Source organism: Variovorax sp. NFACC27 (assembly GCF_048301545.1).
Classification (GTDB): Bacteria; Pseudomonadota; Gammaproteobacteria; order Burkholderiales; family Burkholderiaceae_C; genus Variovorax; species Variovorax gossypii.
The window spans coordinates 3,146,058-3,163,617 of record NZ_CP157613.1; the positions used below are offsets into that span (position 1 = coordinate 3,146,058).

The following is a 17,560-nucleotide window of genomic DNA, read 5'->3' on the forward strand; positions in this document are numbered from 1 at the left end:
GGAGGGAGGGGGAACAGTGCGCGTCAGACGCTCTGCAGCCGCACGTCGCTCGCCGGGATGGCGTTGAGTTCGGCCCAGTCCATCTCTTCCTCGAGCTGGTGGTAGACGTCGTCCTCGATCTGACCGCCGTGCCGCAGCGCATCGAGCGCGCGGCGCTGAGCGCGGATCGCCACTGCGCGCAGCCGGTCGTGCGCGGTCTTGGCCTGCGGCTGCTGCGTGTCCTGGGCCAGGGTGCGTGCCGCACGGTACTCCTCGCGCACCGCCGCGGCTTCGCCGCCGGGCTCGGCTTCGAGGGCGGCGAGCGCCGCATCCATCATCGTGGTGCGCGCCAGCGAGATCTCCCTTTCGAGCGAATCGTCGGGTGCGATCTTCAGTGCCTTGATGAGCGGCCCGATGGTGAAGCCCTGGATCACCAGCGTGCCCAGCACAACCGCGAACGCTGCGAGCACGATGAGGTCGCGCCCCGGAAAGTCCTCCGGTAGCGCGAAAGCCGTGGCCAGCGTCACCAGCCCGCGCATGCCCGACCAGCCGATCAGCAGGTTGATGCGCCTGGACGGAAGGGGAACGTCGCGTCCTCGCGCGATCAGGCCCAGCTTGTACCTGCGCATGGCCGCGCCGTAGACCTGCACCCATGCCACCCGCACCGCGATGACCAGCACCAGCACGAGGCCGGCGAACTCCAGCGCGTGGGCGAGCTGCGGCCCCGACAGCCGCGTGAGGATGCCGCGCGCCTGCAGCCCCATCAGGAAGAAGGCCAGCACGTTGAGCGTGAATACCACCGCGCCCCACACAGCGTAGGAATGCACGCGGTCGCGCGGCGCATGGCGCTTCGGCGCGAACTGGCCCAGCGTCATGCCGAAGGCCACCACCGAGATGATGGGCGACAGGTGCAGCCGCTCGGCCACGATCCACGCGCCGAAGGTCATCACGAACTGGAAGATGATGGCCGAGCGCGTGCCCGCGAAGAGCGGCGCGCCGAAATGCAGGTTGAGCTTGGCGAAGGCGAAGCCCACCAGCGCGCCGCCCGGTACCGCCACCAGCAGCATCGGCAGCGAGCTCGACATGGGCACGTGCGCCGCGCCGGCCGCCGACACCGCCACGCCGAAGACCAGCAGCGCCACCGCGTCGTTGAGCAGGCTCTCGCCGTTGATGATCGACAGCGTGCGCCGCGGAATGCGGAACTGCTGCATCACCGCCGCCGCGGCCACCGCGTCGGGCGGCGCGACGATGGCGCCGAGCGTGATCGCCGCAGCCAGCGGCAGCCCCGCGAAGGCCCAGCCGGCCCATGCGACCACGGCCGTGGTGAGCAGCACCGCCACCAGCACCAGCGAGACCAGCGGCATCCAGTTGCGCCGCAGCTCGCGCGGCGAGGTGTCGAAGGCCGAGTCGAGCAGCGCGGGCGCGATGAAGAGAGCCAGCGCCAGGTGCGGATCGAGGCTGATATGCGGCACCCACGGCATTGCGCCGAGCGCCACGCCGGCCAGCGCAAGCATCGATGGATAGGGCAGCGCGAGACGCCGCGAGAGCTGCAGCAGCAGGCAGGCGGCGACCAGCATGACGAGCACGTTCTCGAAGATGTCCATCGGGGCCTCGGTCTTGGTGTTGTTTGCCCCGAATACTAAGAGCTCGGGTCGCCCCGTCCGATAAAAAAAGGGCCGCTGCGGGCCCCTTCGTTTCCTGGTCGGTGCGTCAACGCATCAGGACTTGGCGAACGCCAGCAGGTCGGCGTTGAACTTGTCCTTGTGCGTGTCGGTCAGGCCGTGCGGCGCGCCGGGGTAGACGATCAGCTTGTTGTTCTTCACCAGCTTGGCCGAGGCCAGGCCGGCGGCACCGATGGGCACGATCTGGTCGTCGTCGCCGTGCACGATGAGCGTGGGCACGTCGAACTTCTTCAGGTCCTCGGTGAAGTCGGTTTCCGAGAAGGCCTTGATCGAGTCGTAGGTGTTCTTGTGGCCGCCCAGCATGCCCTGCGCCCACCACGAGTCGATGAGGCCCTGCGACACCTTGGCGCCGGGGCGGTTGAAGCCGAAGAAGGGGCCCGAGGGCACGTCCTTGTAGAACTGCGAGCGGTTCGCCAGTTGTGCCGCGCGCAGGCCGTCGAACACTTCGATCGGCAGGCCGCCGGGGTTGGCGGCGGTCTTCAGCATCAGCGGCGGCACGGCGGAGATCAGGGCCGCCTTGGCCACGCGCTTCGTGCCGTGGCGGCCGATGTAGCGCGCCACCTCGCCGCCGCCGGTCGAGAAACCGACCAGGATGGCGTTCTTCAGGTCCAGCGTCTCGATGACGGTGGCGAGGTCGTCGGCGTAGGTGTCCATGTCGTTGCCGTTCCACGGCTGGCTCGAGCGGCCATGGCCACGGCGGTCATGGGCGACGGTGCGGAAACCCTGCGATGCGAGGAAGAGCATCTGCGATTCCCAGCTGTCCGAGTTCAGCGGCCAGCCGTGGCTGAACACGACGGGCTGGCCGGTGCTGGGGCCCCAGTCCTTGTAGTAGAGCTCGGTGCCGTCCTTGGTGACGATGATGTTCTTGCTCATGGGTTGCTTTCCTTTCGAAGAGGCGTGGGCCGCGCCCGATGCGGGCGCGGCGGTGGAAGCGGCGGATGCCGCGCTTGAGAAGCCGGCGCCCATGAGGGCTCCGGCTGCGACGGAGGCACCGCCCAGCAGCAGGCTGCGGCGGGTCGGTGCGGTGTTGGTTGGGGACTGGTCGTGTTCCGGGGTCATGGTGCTGTGCTTTGGGTCGTGGGTCGAGGGAAGGAATGGAGTACGAAAGATCGCATGAATTAATATCGCATGCGATGTATTTGGCCGGAAAAAGCAGGAACGGCAAAGCGATCGGGCATCACGCGTTCCTGTCGAGGCTGGCGCGCATTTCCAGCAGCTGGGTGCGCAGCGCGCCGATCTGGTCGGGGGAAAGCTCCATGGCCTGTGCCACGCAACCCGGCAGCCCGCGCGCCTTCGTGCGCAGCGCGCGGCCATCGGCCGTGAGCGACACGATGACCTGGCGCTCGTCCCTTGCGGAACGCGCGCGCTGGATCAGTCCGCGGGCTTCGAGCCGCTTGAGCAGAGGGGTGAGGGTGGTGGTTTCCAGCGCGAGGCGCGAACAGATCTCGGAGACGTTGATCTCGTCCTTTTCCCACAGCACGAGCATGACGAGGTACTGCAGGTAGGTGAGGTCCAGGTCGCGCAGCAGGCCGCGATACACCTTGTTGAGGCTCAGCATCGTCGAGTAGACGGCGAAGCAGAGCTGCTCGTCGAGCGCCAGCGGATTGCTCGCGGAGGCGTCGGCGGGTTGGGCGGTGGAGCGCTTGGCTGGCATGGCGCGAATATTAGATCGCATGCGATCTAATGGCAAGCGATATTTTCTGTCGCACGGTCAAGCGGTCATGCAGCCGTCTCAGTCCGGCGATCTGCGGAAGGCCCCGGGCGGAACGCCGAACCGGCTCCTGAAGCTGCGGCTGAAGTGGCTCGCATCGCCGAAGCCGTTGCGATAGGCGATCTCCGAGACGCTCAGGTGATCGAGGCGCCGGTTCTGCAGCTCGTCCTTCGCGCGCTCCAGGCGACGCATCTTCAGGTAGGCGCCGTACTGCGTGCGCTGCATCTCGAACAGGCGATGCGTGAGCCGCCTCGAAATGCCGAGCTCCCTCGAGACCGCATCCACGGACAGCTCCGGATCGCCCAGGTGCGCCTCGATGAACGCTGCGAGCCGCTGCCAGCGGTCGCGCTCGCGCCGCTTGCCGTCGGCGGCATCGTCATCGATGGATTCGCAGTAGGCCGCGGCCAGCAGCGAAACGAAGGACTGCTCGGAAAAGTAGGCAAGCGCCGGCGCAGCCTGTGCCGAGCCCGGAAACACATGCCCCATGTGCGAGCGCGCCGCCTCGGCCAGGCGCGAATCCGCCTGCGCGAGAGAGGGCACGAAGCGATCGTGCAGGTCGGCATAGATGCCGAAGAACCGGTCGGAGGGCACGCGCAGCATCACCAGCTTGCCGGATGAGTTCAGCGTGCAGGTCGAGGGGAGCCGGGTCGTACGGAAAGTGATGTCGCCCTTGCGGAAGGCCATGCGTCGCCCGCCCTGGTCGATGGTGCCTTCGCCTTCGACGGCGATCATGGCAAGCACGTCGCCCGCGCCGCCGATGGACGCCAGGGCAGTGTCATGGCGAACCGCCAGCGGCGTCGACGAGAAGCTGATCGCCAGCCCGCCGCCCACGAGGCGGCAGGCTTCGAGGCTCATGCTCGGGTTGCTGTCCCGCACGCTGAGCTCGCCGGGATAGACCAGCGAATCGAGCGCGTTCGAGTAGCCCTGCACGTCGCCCGGATAGAACGAGCGGAAGCGGGGCGCGAAGCTCAGGTCGGAGGCTGCTGTCGTGTCGTGGTGCATGGGTGGGGCTCCTGCCGTCGGCCCGCACGCTTCATGCCAGGCGGGGCGGCCGGTGCAGTCTAGGCAGCCATCCGTTGCGCACGGGCTAAGACTTTCCACTAGTTGGCACGCTGGATCAATGCGCGTGCACCCAGGCGCAAGAGCCAACAAGGGGCTGCTTCTTACATTGGCCGCACCCCCCACGAACGCACAGGAGCCACAGCGTGAGCGACACGAGCCCAGGAAGACACGACACCCCCGCACCGTCCCTCGACGGCCTCAGCTATGGCAACTGGACCGAGGCCGAGAAGCTCGCGCTGAGCTGCCGCATCCTCGCGAAGGAGGGCCACTCCGAAACCCTGGCCGGACAGGTCACCGTGCGGCAGCCGGACGGCACTTTCCTCACCACGCCGCTCGCACATGCCTTTGGCGAGATCCGCCCGGAATCGGTGATGCGCATCGACGACTCGCTGCGCGTGCTGGAAGGCCGCGGCGTGCCCAACCCGGCGGTGCGCTTCCACCTGTGGGTCTACAGGCGCAGGCCGGACGTGAACTGCGTGATCCACACGCATCCGCCGTACGTGTCGGCACTGTCAATGACCGGTGAGCCGCTGCAGATCGCGCACATGGACGCCACCCCCTTCTTCGACGACTGCGCCTTCCTGCCCGAGTGGCCCGGCCTGCCGATCGCCGACGTCGAGGGCGAGATCATCTCGGCCGCGCTGGGCGGCAAGCGCTGCGTGCTGCTCGCCAACCACGGCTTCCTGGCCGCCACCTCGAGCATCGAGGAGTCGCTCTACATGTCGGTGCTCATCGAGCGCGCGGCGCGCAACCAGTTGATCGCGCAGTCGGCCTACGGCCGGCTCAAGCTGGTGGACCCGGTGCTGGCAAAAGAGTCGCACGACTTCCTGCTGCAGCGAAGCATCGTCAACGCCAGCTTCGCGATGTTCGCGCGGCAGATCACCGGGGATCGCCCATGAACAGCATCGCGCCCCCGCTGCAGGGCACCGCCGAAAAGAAGCACCAGAGCGTGTGGAAGATCGGCGCCGCCACCATGGTCGGCACGGCCATCGAGGCTTTCGACTTCCTCGCCTACGGCACCGCCGCGGCGCTGGTGTTCAACAAGCTCTTCTTTCCCAACTTCGACGCCACTGTCGGCACGCTCGCGGCCTTCGGCACCTTCGCGAGCGGCATGCTCGCGCGTCCGCTGGGCGGCATCATCTTCGGGCACTACGGAGACAGGCTGGGCCGCAAGTCGATGCTCACGCTGAGCCTGCTGATGATGGGCATCTGCACGGTGCTGATCGGGCTGCTGCCGACCTACGAGTCGATCGGCCTGTGGGCCGCAGTGCTGCTCGTGCTGCTGCGCATCGGCCAGGGCCTGTCGTTCGGCGGCGAGCTCGGCGGCGCGATGCTGATGGCGGTGGAGCATGCGCCGCCCAAGTGGCGCTCGCTGGTCGGCAGCATGCCGCAGATGGGTGCGCCCATCGGCGTGCTGCTGTCCTCGGGTGCCTTCGCGCTGGTCACGCAACTGCCCGAGTCCAGCTTCCTGAGCTGGGGCTGGCGGCTGCCATTCCTCGCGAGCGCGGTGCTGATCGTGCTGGGCGTGTTCATCCGCATGAAGGTGGAGGAGTCGCCCGAGTTCATGCAGGTCAAGGTCCACCGCAAGACGGCAGTGCTGCCGGCGCGCGAGGTCGTGGTGGCGCACCTGAAGCCGCTGCTGCTGACCATCGGCGGCAAGCTGGCCGAGGTGACGCTGATCTACACGGTGCTGGTGTTCTCGATCTCGTACGCGACCAGCCGGCTGGGCTTCTCGCGCTCCGACGCGCTGCATGCGCTGATCGCCGGTTCCGCTGCGATGGTCTTCACCATTCCGGCCAGCGGTTGGCTCGCGGACAAGGTGGGAGCGCGGCGGCTCTACGTGTTCGGCGGGCTGCTGCTGGCACTGATGGCGGTGCCGCTCTTCCAGGCCATCGGCAGCGGATCGCTCACGGCCTACACGGTGGCGATGGTGCTGGCGCTGTCGCTCAATTACCCGCTGATGTTCGCGCCGCAGTCCAATCTCTACGCCGCGCAGTTCCCGGCGGAGCTGCGCTACTCGGGCATTTCCATCGGCATCCAGTTCGCGGCGGCCATCGGTGGCGGGCTGGCGCCGATCATCGCGGCCACGCTGGTCGCGAAGTACTCGAGCATCGTGCCGGTGGGCGTTTATGTCGCGGTGCTCGGCGTGGTGGCGGCGGTCTCGGCCTGGCTGATGCGCCCCACGGTGAACGAGTGAACGGCGAAAGGGGCGCTGCTCAGGAGTGCCCGTCCACCCGCATCTGGAACAGGAAGTAGGGCGGTATGCAGGCGCCGCGTCCCTCGGGCTGGCCCTCGGCCTGCGCGCAGATGTAGTCGTCGCGGCACGCCTGCTGCGCCGAGCAGCTGCGCAGGTTGCCGGGGCGCGTGTGCTTCGCAAGGCATTCGCCGAAAGGCTTCTTCGCGGCCAGGCAACTGTTGAAGTCGCTGAGGATGGCGATGCCGCCGCAGGTGCCGTTCCTGTCGTTCGGATCGCAAGGGCCCGAGCACATGCCCCCGGGGAAGCCGACCGACGTTTTCTCGCACACGGAGAAGAGGCCCTCGCAGGAAATGCGAGGCAGCTTCTCTGCGCGGTCCAGCCATGGGTTGGCGGATTGGGAGATGCGCGTGGGCTCACAGCGTGCGCCGACCGTGGGCTTCTCGGCCACTGTGCCGGCGTCGTCGGGCTCGGCCAGCGGGCGGAACGGATCGGGTCGCCGCGTCGACAGCGACGCCTGCACATAGGTGCCGCGGCGTGCAAGTTCGTCCTGCACATGAGGCGAATGCGCCACCGCGAGCGCGTTGCCGGTAGTGAACGTGCGCGACGCGCCGCGCCGGTCCACGCCCAGCAGGTGAAAGCCCGCGACCGCGCGGCTCTGGTGGCAGCCCATGCAGCTCAGGTCGTCGAGGCGGCGCAGCACGGCCTGCGGCGATTGCAGCGTGCGGCTGCCCGCGACGGCCTGCCACTCGCCCGGCGCGAAGACCTGCGCGAAGGGTCGGTTCGCCAGCCGTTCGAGTCCGCGCGGCGCGACCGAGATCGCTTCGGTCGCGAGGAACTTTTCAGGTATCCGCAACGTGGCTTCGTCCAGCGCCCGCAGGTTCGCGGGCTGCTGCAGCCATTGCTGCAGCTCCTTGCGCAGCGGGGCGTTGGCCTTCAGCTTCGCGACGTCGGGCGTGTTCTCCAGCGGCGCCACGTCGAAGCGCTTCGCCGGCGCGTTCCAGCGGAAGGCGCGCAGCATGTATTCGGCATGGCCGCCCAGGTCGGGCCGCACCGCCGAAGGCCAGCGCACGCTCTGGAGGTTGGTCGTGACCTGCGCGATGCGCTCGTGCTCGAGACGGCGCGGCGCCAGGGGGCCGTCGGCGGACACCAGCCAGCGGCCCAGCGCCTCGTCGGTCATCGAGGCCTGCGGCGGCTGCCAGCGCTTCGCGGCACTCGCGCAGCTGCCGTTCGCATCGGGCGCATCGCCGCGCAGCTCGACGTTGATCGTCATCGGCAGGCGCGACTGCATCTCGGCCGTGCGGTAGGCCAGCCGGTACACGAGCCGTGTCTCGCCGCACGCGCCATCCTGGAAGGGCCTGCGGTCCATGCGGTTGGCCACGCCAACGAGTTCGAAGAAGGCGTCGGGGCTCGCGAGCCAGCGCGCGTCGAACAACCGGTGCGGATAGCGCGAGACGCCGACGCCGGCCTGCTTGTCCCGCCGCTGGATGCCGGCGAGGCTGGCGCCCAGCGGTTCGATGATCGAGCGCCAAGCCGGCGCACGCATCAACGCCTGGTTGGTTGTGACGCCATCGGCGGACTGCGCCGTCTCGCCGTTCATCCAGCGCGCGAAGCCGGCGCCGGATTTCTCCGCGGCCTGCAGCGCGGCGGGCGACGTGACGAGCAGCACCGGCTCCGCAGCGTGCACCACGGGCATGGCGAGCGCGACTGTCAGCGCGAGGAGGGCGGCGGGGAGGTGGTGTCGAATGGGTGGCACGCGAACGATTGTGCCGCCGTGCCATCCGCGATCACGCGAAAGCCCGTCCCGCTTCGGGCATTGCCTCGGCGGCATCCAGCGCCGCCAGCGGCCGGGGCGTCGCCGCGAGCAGCGCCTGCGTGTAGGCATGCCGCGGGTCGTCGAACACCGCGTCGCGCGCGCCTTGTTCCACGATGCGCCCGCGCTCCATCACGATCACGCGGTCTGCGATCTGCTCCACGGCCGCGAGGTCGTGGCTGATGAAGAGGCAGGCGAAGCCGTGGTGCTGCTGCAGGCTCTGGAACAGCTTGAGCACCTGCGCCTGGATCGTCATGTCGAGCGCGGACACGGGTTCGTCGGCCACCACGAAGGCGGGCCTGCGTACCAGGGCACGGGCGATCGCCACGCGCTGGCGCTGGCCGCCCGAGAGTTCGTGCGGGTAGCGCGCGCCGAGGCCGTCCAGGCCCACTTCGTCCAGCGTTTCCTTCACGCGTCGCACACGCGCGGCCGCATCGAGCTGGGGCAGGTGGCGCAGCGGCTCGGCCACGATGTCCTGCACGCGCATGCGCGGGTCGAGCGAGGAGAACGGGTCCTGGAACACCAGCTGGCAGGCCAGTCTGAAGCGATGCAGCGCGGCGCGGTCGGCGGTGCGCACGTCTTCGCCGCGGAACAGGATCTGCCCGGCGTGCGACGGCGCGAGCCGCAGGATGGCACGGCCCAGCGTGGTCTTGCCCGAACCGCTGCCGCCGACCAGCGCGACCATCTCGCCGGAGTGGATGTCGAGGTCGAGCGAGTCGATCACGCGGATCGGAGGATGCCGTTTGAACAGGCCGGTGCGCGCGCCCGGATAGCTCACGCACAGTCCGCGCACCTGCACCAGCGGCTGTTGCGGTGCGACGGTTTCCGCCCTGGCGGCCTGCCGGCGCGGCAGCGCGTCGACCAGCTTGCGGGTGTAGGTCTGCTTCGGCTCGAGCAGGATGCCGGGCACATCGCCGGTCTCGACCAGCCGGCCTTTCTCCAGCACGATGGCGCGCTGCGCGTAGCGCCCCACGAGGCCGAGGTTGTGCGTGATGAGCAGCACGGCGGTGCCGTTGTCGCGCGCCAGGCCCACCATCAGGTCGAGCACTTCGCGCTGGCTCAGCGTGTCGAGCGCGGTGGTCGGCTCGTCGGCGATCAGCAGGCGCGGCTTCAGCAGCATCACGCTGGCCAGCATGATGCGCTGGCGCATGCCGCCCGAGAACTCGTGCGGGTAGGCGTGCATGCAGCGATCGGGGTCGGCGATCTGCACGCGCCGCAGCATGTCGACGATGCGCGCGCGGATTTCCGCCGCCGGCAGCTGGGTGTGCATGCGCAGGCCCTCGGCCATCTGCTCGCCGATGCGGTGCACCGGGTTGAGCGAGACCATCGGCTCCTGGAACACCATGCCGATGCCCGGCCCGCGAATGGGCCGCATTGCCTTCGCGTCGCGCGAGGCCAGGTCCTCGCCGTCGAACACGATGCGCCCGCCGGTCTGCGAGATGCCCGGCGGCAGCAATTGCAGGATGGCGCGCGCCGCCATGGTCTTGCCGCTGCCCGATTCGCCCACCACGGCCAGGAACTCGCCGGCCTTCACTTCGAAGGACAGGTCGTGCACCAGCGGCTGGGTGCCGTGGCGCAGCTCGATCTTCAGGTGCTCGACGGACAGCACGGTCGGGTTCGATGCGGCGCTCATGACTTCTCCGTCCGTGGATCGAGCCGGTCGCGCAGCGATTCGCCCAGCAGGTTGATGCCCAGCAGCGTGAGCGCGATGCACAGGCCCGGCACCACGCACAGCCACACGGCCGAGGCCATGTAGGGCCGGGCGCTCGCGAGCATGTTGCCCCAGGTGGGCGCGGGCGGCGGAACGCCCAGGCCGAGGAAGCTCAGCGCGCTTTCCGACAGCAGTACCCAGCCGAACATGCTGGTGGCCAGCACCGCCACCGGCGCCATGCAGTTGGGCAGCACGTGGCGCCACATGGTGTAGAGCTCGCCGTTGCCGATCATCCGCGAGGCCTCGACATACTCGCGCTCGCGCAGCGACAGCACCGTGCCGCGCACCACGCGCACCACCGAGGGCGCGTAGGCCAGGCTCAGCGCCAGCACGATGCCCCACTTGTTGGCGCCGACGATCACCATCACGCCCAGCGCCAGCAGCAGGCCCGGAAAGGCCAGCAGCGTGTCGTTGAAGGCCATCAGCACGCGATCGGTCCAGCCGCGCACGAAGCCCGCGACCACGCCGACCACCAGGCCCATGGCGGTGGCCAGCGTCACCGTGAGCAGCGCCACCAGGCAGCTGGTGGCAGCGCCCTGCATGGCGCGGCTGGCCACGTCGCGGCCGAACTCGTCGGTGCCGAGCCAGTGCGCCAGCGAGGGCGACTGCAGCTTGGAGCGCAGGTCGATGCCCACCGGGTTGTAGGGCGTCCACAGGGCCGCCACCACGGCCGTGGCCAGCAGCGCCGCGATGAGCACGCCGCCGATGAGGGTATGGGTCTTGAACTTCTTGGTCACTGCACCGAGACCCGCGGGTCGAAGAGGGGGTAGCACATGTCGACGATCAGGTTGATGACGACGTAGATGCACGCGGTGAACAGCAGGCAGCCCTGCAGCACCGGGTAGTCGCGCGCGAAGATCGAGTCGATCATCAGGCGGCCGAGGCCGGGCAGCGTGAACACCGTCTCCAGCACCGCGATGCCGCTGAGCAGGTGCCCGAGGATCAGCCCGATCATGGTGAGCGTCGGGTTGAAGGCGTTGGGCAGCACGTGGCGGCGCAGCACCTGCGACTCGGGCACGCCCTTGGCGCGTGCATGCGTCACGTATTCGAGCCGCAGGATCTCGATGGTGCTGGCGCGCGACATGCGCGTGAGCACGCCGGTCTCCACCAGCAGCAGCGTGGCGATGGGAAGGATCACGTAGAGCACGCCCTGCGAGAAGTTCTCCGACATGGGCACGTAGCCCACCACCGGCAGCCAGCCCAGGTACTGGCCGAAGAACATCAGCAGCAGCAGGCCCAGCCAGAAGCTGGGCACCGAGAGCATCAGCGTGGCCGCGCCGATGATGGCGAGGTCGGCGGGCTTGTCCTTGCGCCAGGCGGCAACGAGCCCGGCGGGCACCGCGATCAGCGAGGCCAGCGCCACCGCGACCAGCACGATGACCGCGCTGACGTGGAAACGCTCCCAGATCAGCGGCAGCACCGGCAGGCCGTTGGTGGTCGAGAGGCCCAGGTCGCCGGCCACCGCGTGGCGCAGCCACACGAGGTACTGCACGGGCAGGGACTGGTCCAGCCCCATCTGGTGGCGCATCAGCTCGAGCTGCGCGGGGTCGGCGCCTTCGCCCAGCATCAGCAGCACCGGGTCGCCCGGAATCAGCCGCATCAGGGTGAAGACCGCGATGGAGACCAGCAGCAGCGTCGGGATCGTCATCGCGATCCGGCGCAGGAGGTAGGCGGGCATTGTTCGCGAGATCCCGCTCAGCCGGCGGCGGCCAGCCGCACGTTCCAGAACCTCGGCTTGGCCGGCGCCCAGCCCTTGAAGCCGGTCACGCTCTTGCGCATGGCGGTGGCGTCGCTGGCGTTGAAGAGCACGATCATCGGCACGTCCTGCAGCATCTGCTTGTGCATCTCGTCGAAGAGCACCTGGCGGCGCGCCTTGTCGCGCGTGACCATCGATTCAGTGAGGCGCGCCTGGGCATAGGGGCTGTCCCACACCTTGCGCGGCTGGGTGGCCTTGTCGCCCGACACCATCTCGTAGTTGAGCGAGGGGTCGATGCGCGCCGAGTAGATGAAGGCCATGCTCTGGTACTGGCCCTTGGTGTAGCGGTCGAGCTGCGTGGCCCAGTCGAGCACTTCGAGCTCGACGTTGATGCCGGCCTCGGAAGCCATGGCCTGCACGAGCACGGTGGCGGAATACAGCGCCTCGTAGCGCTTGTTGGCGATCATGCGGATGGGCTGGCCGCGGTAGCCGGCCTCGGCGAGCAGCTTCTTCGCGGCGGCGAGGTCTCGTTTGAAGCCGCCGCTCTGCACGGCGTCGTAGTAAGGGCTCGAAGAGGGCACCACCGAGTTGTTGACGGCCGAGAGTCCCTCGGTGACGGAGCGAGCGATTTCCGGCGTGTCGAGCGAGAGCGCCAGCGCGCGGCGGACGCGCACGTCCTTCAGCACCGGGTCGTTGGTCTGCAGCAGCAGCCCGACCATGGTCATCACCGGTGTGGTGTCGACCAGCACGTCGCTTCGCTTGCGCATCTCGACCACGTCGGCCGGGCTGGGGCTGACGAAGGCGTCGATGCCGCCGCTGTAGAGCGCGGCCTTGGCCGCGGCCGAGTCGGGAATGACGACGAAGCGCAGGTTCTCGACTTCCGCCTTCTTGCCGCCGGTGAGGCCGTCGCGCGGCTCTGCGCGCGAGCTGTAGCCGTCGAAGCGCGTGAGCTCGACGTACTGGCCGCGCTTCCATTCCTTGAGCTTGTAGGGGCCGGTGCCCACCGGTTCCTTCCAGGCGCCGTCGGGGCCGACCGAGCTGCGGTGCAGGATGGCGGCGCCGCCGCAGTCGGGGCGCGCCATCATCGTGAGGAAGAGGGCGCTGGCGCGCTCCAGTTTGAACACCACCGTCTTCGGATTGGGTGCTTCCACCGAGAGCACCTTGGTCATGCCCTTGCCGTCGAACTCGGGCAGGCAGCGCCAGCCGCTGGTGGGTTTCAGGTAGCGCTGCCAGTTCCAGACCACGTCGTCGGCGGTGAGGATGGTGCCGTTCTGGAACTTCACGCCGTCGCGCAGGGTGAAGGTGTAGGTCAGGCCGTCGGCCGAGGTGTCGACCTTGCTCGCGAGCATGGGGCCGACGGAGGTGTCCTCGCGCAGCGCGACCAGCCCTTCGCCCACGTGCAGCAGCACGTTGTCGGTGTTGTCGTCGCGGTTGCCGCCAGGGTCGGTGGTGCGGATGTCGGAGTTGATCTGGATGCGAAGCGTCTGGCCCGTGCCCACGGCGGGCTGGGCGGAAGACGAGGCCGCGGCGGCGAGGCCCAGTGCCAGGGCGGCGATTCGACGTGCGGAACACGGACGAGAGGGCGGGCGAGAAGGGAGAACGGGGACTTTCTTCATGGCAACACTCCTGGCATGGGCTGGGCGGTCGATAGAGCGGTCGAGCGGTCGGGCGGGGCGGTCGGACTCAGAGGGAATATTCGGTGAAGCGGTGTTCCTTGAAGGGCGCCGGGGCGATGCGCATCTTTCGTGCCGCCGGGTCCATCACGATGGTCGCCACCGTGGCGGAAGATGCCCCGCCGGGGCCCGCGCTCGGGCTGCGGCACACGGCGCGCGGCGCGCCGAAGCGGTCCTGCAGCGCGTCGAGCACGTCCTGTTCGGTGAGGAGGCCGTCCGCGCGCTTGTTCTGAAGCGCCTCGGTCACGCGGCGGTCGCGGTAGAGCGAGTCGGGCGTGGTCTCCAGGCTGCGGTCCACCACGCGCGCGAGCGCCGCCGGCGTCTTGAAGTGATTCGCGTGCACCAGGATGCCGGCCTCGGGCTGCTGCCAGAACACCTGCTCGGGGCAGGTCTCCAGGCTCACGGCCTCGCCGTCGGCGTGCGTGAGGATCATGTTGTTGGAAATGGAGCGCGCCGTGCGGCACACCACGCCGAGCGCGTTGGCGTACAGCTCCGACTGCAGGATGCCGCGGCGGATGAGCGCCAGCGGCACGCCCTGCTGCCTGCCGTCGCTGTCGGCCTTGATGAAGTTGCCGGTGACGGCGATGCCCGCGCTGTTGAGGCCGGCGCGCGCGAGCGTGCCCGCCTCCGCGAAGGTCAGCATCGACGGACCCTTGGCCGGCTGGATGCGCAGCACCACGCCGAGCTCCAGGCTCTCGATGCGCCAGTCCCAGTTCTGCGCGTGGATGAGCCTGCCTTCGCGCGCGGCCGAGGGCATGACCACCACGCCGGTGCAGCCGTCGGGCGGCTCGGTCGCTTCGAGCTGCTGGAAGGCGTAGAGCATCTCGCTGCGCGCGTTGAGCGCCACGATGTCTTCCGGCGGCACGCCCGCGCCCTCGGCCACGCCCTCGATCTCGCGCAGCATGCCGGCGTCGAAGGCTTCGATCATCGGCATGAAGCGGCGGGCCAGCGCGCGGGTGCGGTCCCAGTTCAGGCCCACGCGCTCGAAGGCGGCGCGGTAGGTGCGAAGGCTCAGGTCGATGCGCTCGCCGGCGGCGCGGCCGTATTGCTGGCCGCACTGGCGCGCGTCGCCTTCGATGTCGTAGAGGGGAAAGGATTCGATGTCCATCTTGTTCGTGCTTTCCGGGGTGTTCAGGCCGCGGCGCTCGCGGGCTGGACGGTTTGCTTGATGGCCGCGCGCAGGGTGTCGGCGATCTGGTCGACGTGCCGGCGCTCCAGCGTGAAGGGAGGCGACAGCGCGATGGTCTCGCCCACCGGGCGCACCAGCAGGCCGTTGTCCAGGCAGTGCTGTGCCACGGCTTGCGCGTGCATGCCGGGGCCCGAGGCCCAGGCCTCCAGTTCCACGCCGCCGAGCAGGCCGAGGTTGCGGATGTCGATCACGCCCGGCAGGCCGCGCAGCGCGTGCAGGCATTCCTCGAAATAGGGCGCCAGCGCGGCCGACTGGGCGATCAGGCCGTCCTGCGTGTAGGCGTCGAGCGTGGCCAGGGCTGCGGCGCAGGCCAGCGGGTGGCCCGAGTAGGTGTAGCCGTGCGAGAGCTCCACGGCGCTGACGCTGCCGTGCATGAAGGCGTCGTGCACCTCGTCGCGCATCAGCACCGCGCCCATGGGCACCGCGCCGTTGGTCAGGCCCTTGGCGGTGGTGATGAGGTCGGGCGTCACGCCGAACAGGTCGGCCGCGAAGTTGGTGCCCAGGCGGCCGAAGCCGGTGATGACCTCGTCGAAGATCAGCAGGATGCCGTGTTTGTCGCAGATCTCGCGCAGGCGCCTGAGGTAGCCGCGCGGCGGCGGCAGCACGCCGGTGGAGCCGGCCACGGGCTCCACGATGACGGCGGCCACGGTTGACGGGTCGTGCAGCGCGAGCAGTGACTCGAGCGCGTCGGCCTTGTCGATGCCGTGGCCGGGTTCGCCGCGCGAGAAGGCGTTGCGCGCCAGGTCGTGCGTGTGGGGCAGGTGGTCTACGCCGTTGAGCAGCGGGCCGAAGGTGCTGCGCTGGCGCCCGATGCCGCCGACCGAGATGCCGCCGAAGCCCACGCCGTGATAGGCGCGCTCGCGGCCGATGAGGCGGTAGCGGCCGGCGTTGCCGCGTGCGCGGTGGCAGGCCAGCGCGATCTTCAGCGCGGTGTCGACCGACTCCGAACCGGAGTTGGTGAAGAACACGTGGTTCATGCCGGCCGGCGCCATCTCCGAGAGGCGCTGCGCCAGCGTGAAGGCGGCGGGGTGGCCGATCTGGAAGCTCGAGGCGTAGTCGAGCACGTCGATCTGCGCCTTCAGTGCGGCGCTGATGCGCGGGTTGCGGTGCCCGGCGTTCACGCACCACAGGCCCGCGATGCCGTCGAGCACGCGGCTGCCATCGGCCATGTCGTAGTGCACGCCTTCGCTGCCGACGATCAGGCGCGGCGATTGCTTGAACTTGCGGTTGGGGGTGAAGGGCATCCAGTACGCGTCGAGCGACGCGGGGGAGGCGAGGGTGTCGGCTTGGGCCACGAGATGGTTCTCCGTTGGAAAGCGACCCGGCTCGGGTCGTCGTGGGGCCGATCTTGAAACTCAAATTGTATTTTTGGCACGATATGTACATGGTTTTTCCGGGCCAAAAATACAAAACTGGGTTGATGATCGCTCCCGAGGAGTCCACCGCGATTCCGGAGAACCCTGGATGGACGCATCACAGATATGAGCAAGTCGCTTGTGCCGATCCCGCCGCTCACTCAGCGCGTGAGCCGCTACATCCTCGACCAGGCCCTGGCCGGCGGCTACGAGAACGGCCGCCACCTCACCGAGGCCGAGCTCGCGGGCCGGCTCGGCATTTCGCGCACGCCGGTGCGCGCCGCGCTGCGCTTCCTGCACGAACGGGCCCTGCTGGCGCACGTGCCGAACCGCGGCTACACCCTGGTCGCCGATCGCGACGCGCTGAACCGCGCGCGGCGCGAGATGCCCGAGGACGAGGAGAAGACGCTCTACTACCGGCTGCTGCGCGATCGCCTCGCCGGCAAGCTGCCGACGCGCGTCAACGAACTGGAGCTCGCGCAGGCCTACGCGGTGCCGCGCCCGCTGCTGCGCACCGTGCTCACCACGCTGCTGCAGGACGGCGTGCTGCGCGGGCGCCACTACCAGCGCTGGGAGTTCACCGAAACGCTGGATTCGGTCGAGAGCGAGCGCGAGAGCTACAGGTTCCGGCTCACGGTCGAATGCGCCGGCCTGCGCGAGCCCGGCTTCAAGGTCGACCAGCAGCGGCTGCTGGCCTGTCGCGAGCGGCAGCAGGGGCTGCTGGCCCAGGCCTCGCGCTATTCGTGGATGGATTTCTTCGAGGCCAACGCGCAGTTCCATGAACTGCTGGCCAGCGCCTCGGGCAACCGCTTCTTCCTCGATGCAGTGCAGCAGCAGAACCGGCTGCGCCGCATGTCGGACCTGTCGGACTACCCGCTGGTGAACATCGACCTGCTCCACAAGTCGTGCCACGAGCACCTGGAAATACTCGACGCGGTGGAGCGCAACGACCTCGGCACCGCCGCCGAGCACATGCGGCAACACCTCAGCCGCGCCAGCGACCTGCTCGAGCGGCGGGTGATGGGCGTGCTGGGCGACTGACCGATCAGTGCGCCATCAGCGGCGCGGGCTGATGTTCAGATTGCTGCAGAAGTCGTAGAAGGCTTCGAGCTGCAGCGACTTGTCGAACACCGCGTCGACGCCGGCGGACAGCGCGCCTTCGCGCACCTCGGAGGTCGCGTGGTTCATGAGCACCACCGTGCGCTGCTCCGGCAGCTTGTGCTCGTTGAGGTATTGCGCCACGGTGAGCCCGTTGCCCTCGGCCAGGAACACGTCGATGACCGCGGCGTCCCAGCCCCCGGGGTTGTCCTTGAACCAGTCGATGGCGTCGCGCGAAGTGGCGGCAGTGCCGATCACATTGCATTCGGAGAATTCGTGCAGCCCGTCGGACAGCGTGGTGGCGATCAGGGGGTTGTCTTCTATCAGGTAGATGCGGGTCATCTTGCGTGGTCGGGGCTTCTTGCCGTATTCGTTTTCGTCATGTGCGGCTTGTCTC

General features: G+C 68.8%; 15 protein-coding genes. 3 read left to right on the forward strand and 12 right to left on the reverse strand.

Features of this window, described 5'->3' with window-relative positions:
• Positions 1-23: 23 nt before the first annotated feature.
• From ABL840_RS14735 to ABL840_RS14750, 4 genes are all read right to left on the reverse strand, one after another.
• A complete protein-coding gene (locus tag ABL840_RS14735) occupies positions 24-1,583 on the reverse strand; it encodes a cation:proton antiporter (protein WP_093304982.1) in 1,560 nt (519 codons plus the stop codon).
• A 114-nt stretch (positions 1,584-1,697) separates the two neighbouring features.
• The gene (locus ABL840_RS14740; RefSeq protein WP_093304981.1) at positions 1,698-2,720 is read right to left on the reverse strand and encodes an alpha/beta fold hydrolase; all 1,023 of its coding nucleotides are present in this window, start codon (positions 2,718-2,720) and stop codon (positions 1,698-1,700) included.
• Positions 2,721-2,838: 118 nt separating this feature from the next.
• Positions 2,839-3,315 carry a MarR family winged helix-turn-helix transcriptional regulator gene (locus tag ABL840_RS14745; RefSeq protein ID WP_093304979.1) on the reverse strand — a complete coding sequence of 159 codons (477 nt, stop codon included), beginning with the start codon at positions 3,313-3,315 and terminating at the stop codon, positions 2,839-2,841.
• 78 nt (positions 3,316-3,393) lie between these two features.
• A complete protein-coding gene (locus tag ABL840_RS14750; protein WP_093304978.1) occupies positions 3,394-4,374 on the reverse strand; it encodes a helix-turn-helix domain-containing protein in 981 nt (326 codons plus the stop codon).
• A gap of 203 nt (positions 4,375-4,577) precedes the next feature.
• Between ABL840_RS14750 and ABL840_RS14755 the strand changes: the two genes are divergently transcribed.
• Together ABL840_RS14755 and ABL840_RS14760 are read left to right on the forward strand one after the other, a co-directional pair.
• Positions 4,578-5,333, forward strand: a complete 756-nt coding sequence (locus tag ABL840_RS14755; protein ID WP_093304977.1) for an aldolase — start codon at positions 4,578-4,580, stop codon at positions 5,331-5,333.
• A 74-nt stretch (positions 5,334-5,407) separates the two neighbouring features.
• Positions 5,408-6,631 (forward strand): MFS transporter, encoded by a 1,224-nt coding sequence (locus tag ABL840_RS14760; RefSeq protein ID WP_418116359.1) that lies wholly within the window; start codon positions 5,408-5,410, stop codon positions 6,629-6,631.
• Positions 6,632-6,650: 19 nt separating this feature from the next.
• On the opposite strand, the gene ABL840_RS14765 is transcribed toward ABL840_RS14760, so the two are convergent.
• The 7 genes from ABL840_RS14765 to ABL840_RS14795 form a co-directional block, all read right to left on the reverse strand.
• Positions 6,651-8,384 (reverse strand): hypothetical protein, encoded by a 1,734-nt coding sequence (locus tag ABL840_RS14765; RefSeq protein ID WP_093304974.1) that lies wholly within the window; start codon positions 8,382-8,384, stop codon positions 6,651-6,653.
• A 31-nt stretch (positions 8,385-8,415) separates the two neighbouring features.
• A complete protein-coding gene (locus tag ABL840_RS14770) occupies positions 8,416-10,074 on the reverse strand; it encodes an ABC transporter ATP-binding protein (protein WP_093304972.1) in 1,659 nt (552 codons plus the stop codon).
• Complete coding sequence (locus ABL840_RS14775) at positions 10,071-10,889, reverse strand: ABC transporter permease (protein ID WP_093201761.1); 819 nt, start codon at positions 10,887-10,889, stop codon at positions 10,071-10,073. Before ABL840_RS14775 ends, ABL840_RS14770 begins: the two co-directional genes overlap by 4 nt.
• Positions 10,886-11,830 (reverse strand): ABC transporter permease, encoded by a 945-nt coding sequence (locus ABL840_RS14780; RefSeq protein ID WP_093304970.1) that lies wholly within the window; start codon positions 11,828-11,830, stop codon positions 10,886-10,888. The genes ABL840_RS14775 and ABL840_RS14780 overlap by 4 nt, the downstream gene beginning before the upstream one ends.
• A gap of 17 nt (positions 11,831-11,847) precedes the next feature.
• Entirely contained in the window at positions 11,848-13,464 is a 1,617-nt protein-coding gene (locus ABL840_RS14785) for an ABC transporter substrate-binding protein (RefSeq protein WP_093304968.1), read from the reverse strand.
• A 67-nt stretch (positions 13,465-13,531) separates the two neighbouring features.
• Complete coding sequence (locus ABL840_RS14790) at positions 13,532-14,629, reverse strand: C45 family autoproteolytic acyltransferase/hydolase (protein ID WP_093304966.1); 1,098 nt, start codon at positions 14,627-14,629, stop codon at positions 13,532-13,534.
• A gap of 23 nt (positions 14,630-14,652) precedes the next feature.
• On the reverse strand, positions 14,653-16,005 hold the full coding sequence (locus ABL840_RS14795; RefSeq protein ID WP_418116278.1) for an aspartate aminotransferase family protein: 1,353 nt from the start codon (positions 16,003-16,005) through the stop codon (positions 14,653-14,655).
• Between the two features lie 186 nt (positions 16,006-16,191).
• Here ABL840_RS14795 and ABL840_RS14800 point away from each other — a divergent pair, with 186 nt between their 5' ends.
• Positions 16,192-17,106 (forward strand): GntR family transcriptional regulator, encoded by a 915-nt coding sequence (locus ABL840_RS14800; protein WP_093201750.1) that lies wholly within the window; start codon positions 16,192-16,194, stop codon positions 17,104-17,106.
• 15 nt (positions 17,107-17,121) lie between these two features.
• On the opposite strand, the gene ABL840_RS14805 is transcribed toward ABL840_RS14800, so the two are convergent.
• Positions 17,122-17,505, reverse strand: coding sequence for a response regulator (locus ABL840_RS14805; protein WP_093201748.1), 384 nt, complete (start codon positions 17,503-17,505; stop codon positions 17,122-17,124).
• Between the last annotated feature and the right edge of the window lie 55 nt (positions 17,506-17,560).

Excerpts from the sequence above, each read along its gene's own strand:
- ABL840_RS14760 (WP_418116359.1), top strand. The coding sequence starts at position 5,408 with ATGGTCGGCACGGCCATCGAGGCTTTCGACTTCCTCGCCTACGGCACC.
- ABL840_RS14785 (WP_093304968.1), bottom strand. The coding sequence starts at position 13,464 with ATGAAGAAAGTCCCCGTTCTCCCTTCTCGCCCGCCCTCTCGTCCGTGT.
- ABL840_RS14740 (WP_093304981.1), bottom strand. The coding sequence starts at position 2,720 with ATGACCCCGGAACACGACCAGTCCCCAACCAACACCGCACCGACCCGC.
- ABL840_RS14805 (WP_093201748.1), bottom strand. The coding sequence starts at position 17,505 with ATGACCCGCATCTACCTGATAGAAGACAACCCCCTGATCGCCACCACG.
- ABL840_RS14800 (WP_093201750.1), top strand. The coding sequence starts at position 16,192 with ATGAGCAAGTCGCTTGTGCCGATCCCGCCGCTCACTCAGCGCGTGAGC.
- ABL840_RS14745 (WP_093304979.1), bottom strand. The coding sequence starts at position 3,315 with ATGCCAGCCAAGCGCTCCACCGCCCAACCCGCCGACGCCTCCGCGAGC.
- ABL840_RS14770 (WP_093304972.1), bottom strand. The coding sequence starts at position 10,074 with ATGAGCGCCGCATCGAACCCGACCGTGCTGTCCGTCGAGCACCTGAAG.
- ABL840_RS14750 (WP_093304978.1), bottom strand. The coding sequence starts at position 4,374 with ATGCACCACGACACGACAGCAGCCTCCGACCTGAGCTTCGCGCCCCGC.
- ABL840_RS14780 (WP_093304970.1), bottom strand. The coding sequence starts at position 11,830 with ATGCCCGCCTACCTCCTGCGCCGGATCGCGATGACGATCCCGACGCTG.
- ABL840_RS14790 (WP_093304966.1), bottom strand. The coding sequence starts at position 14,629 with ATGGACATCGAATCCTTTCCCCTCTACGACATCGAAGGCGACGCGCGC.
- ABL840_RS14735 (WP_093304982.1), bottom strand. The coding sequence starts at position 1,583 with ATGGACATCTTCGAGAACGTGCTCGTCATGCTGGTCGCCGCCTGCCTG.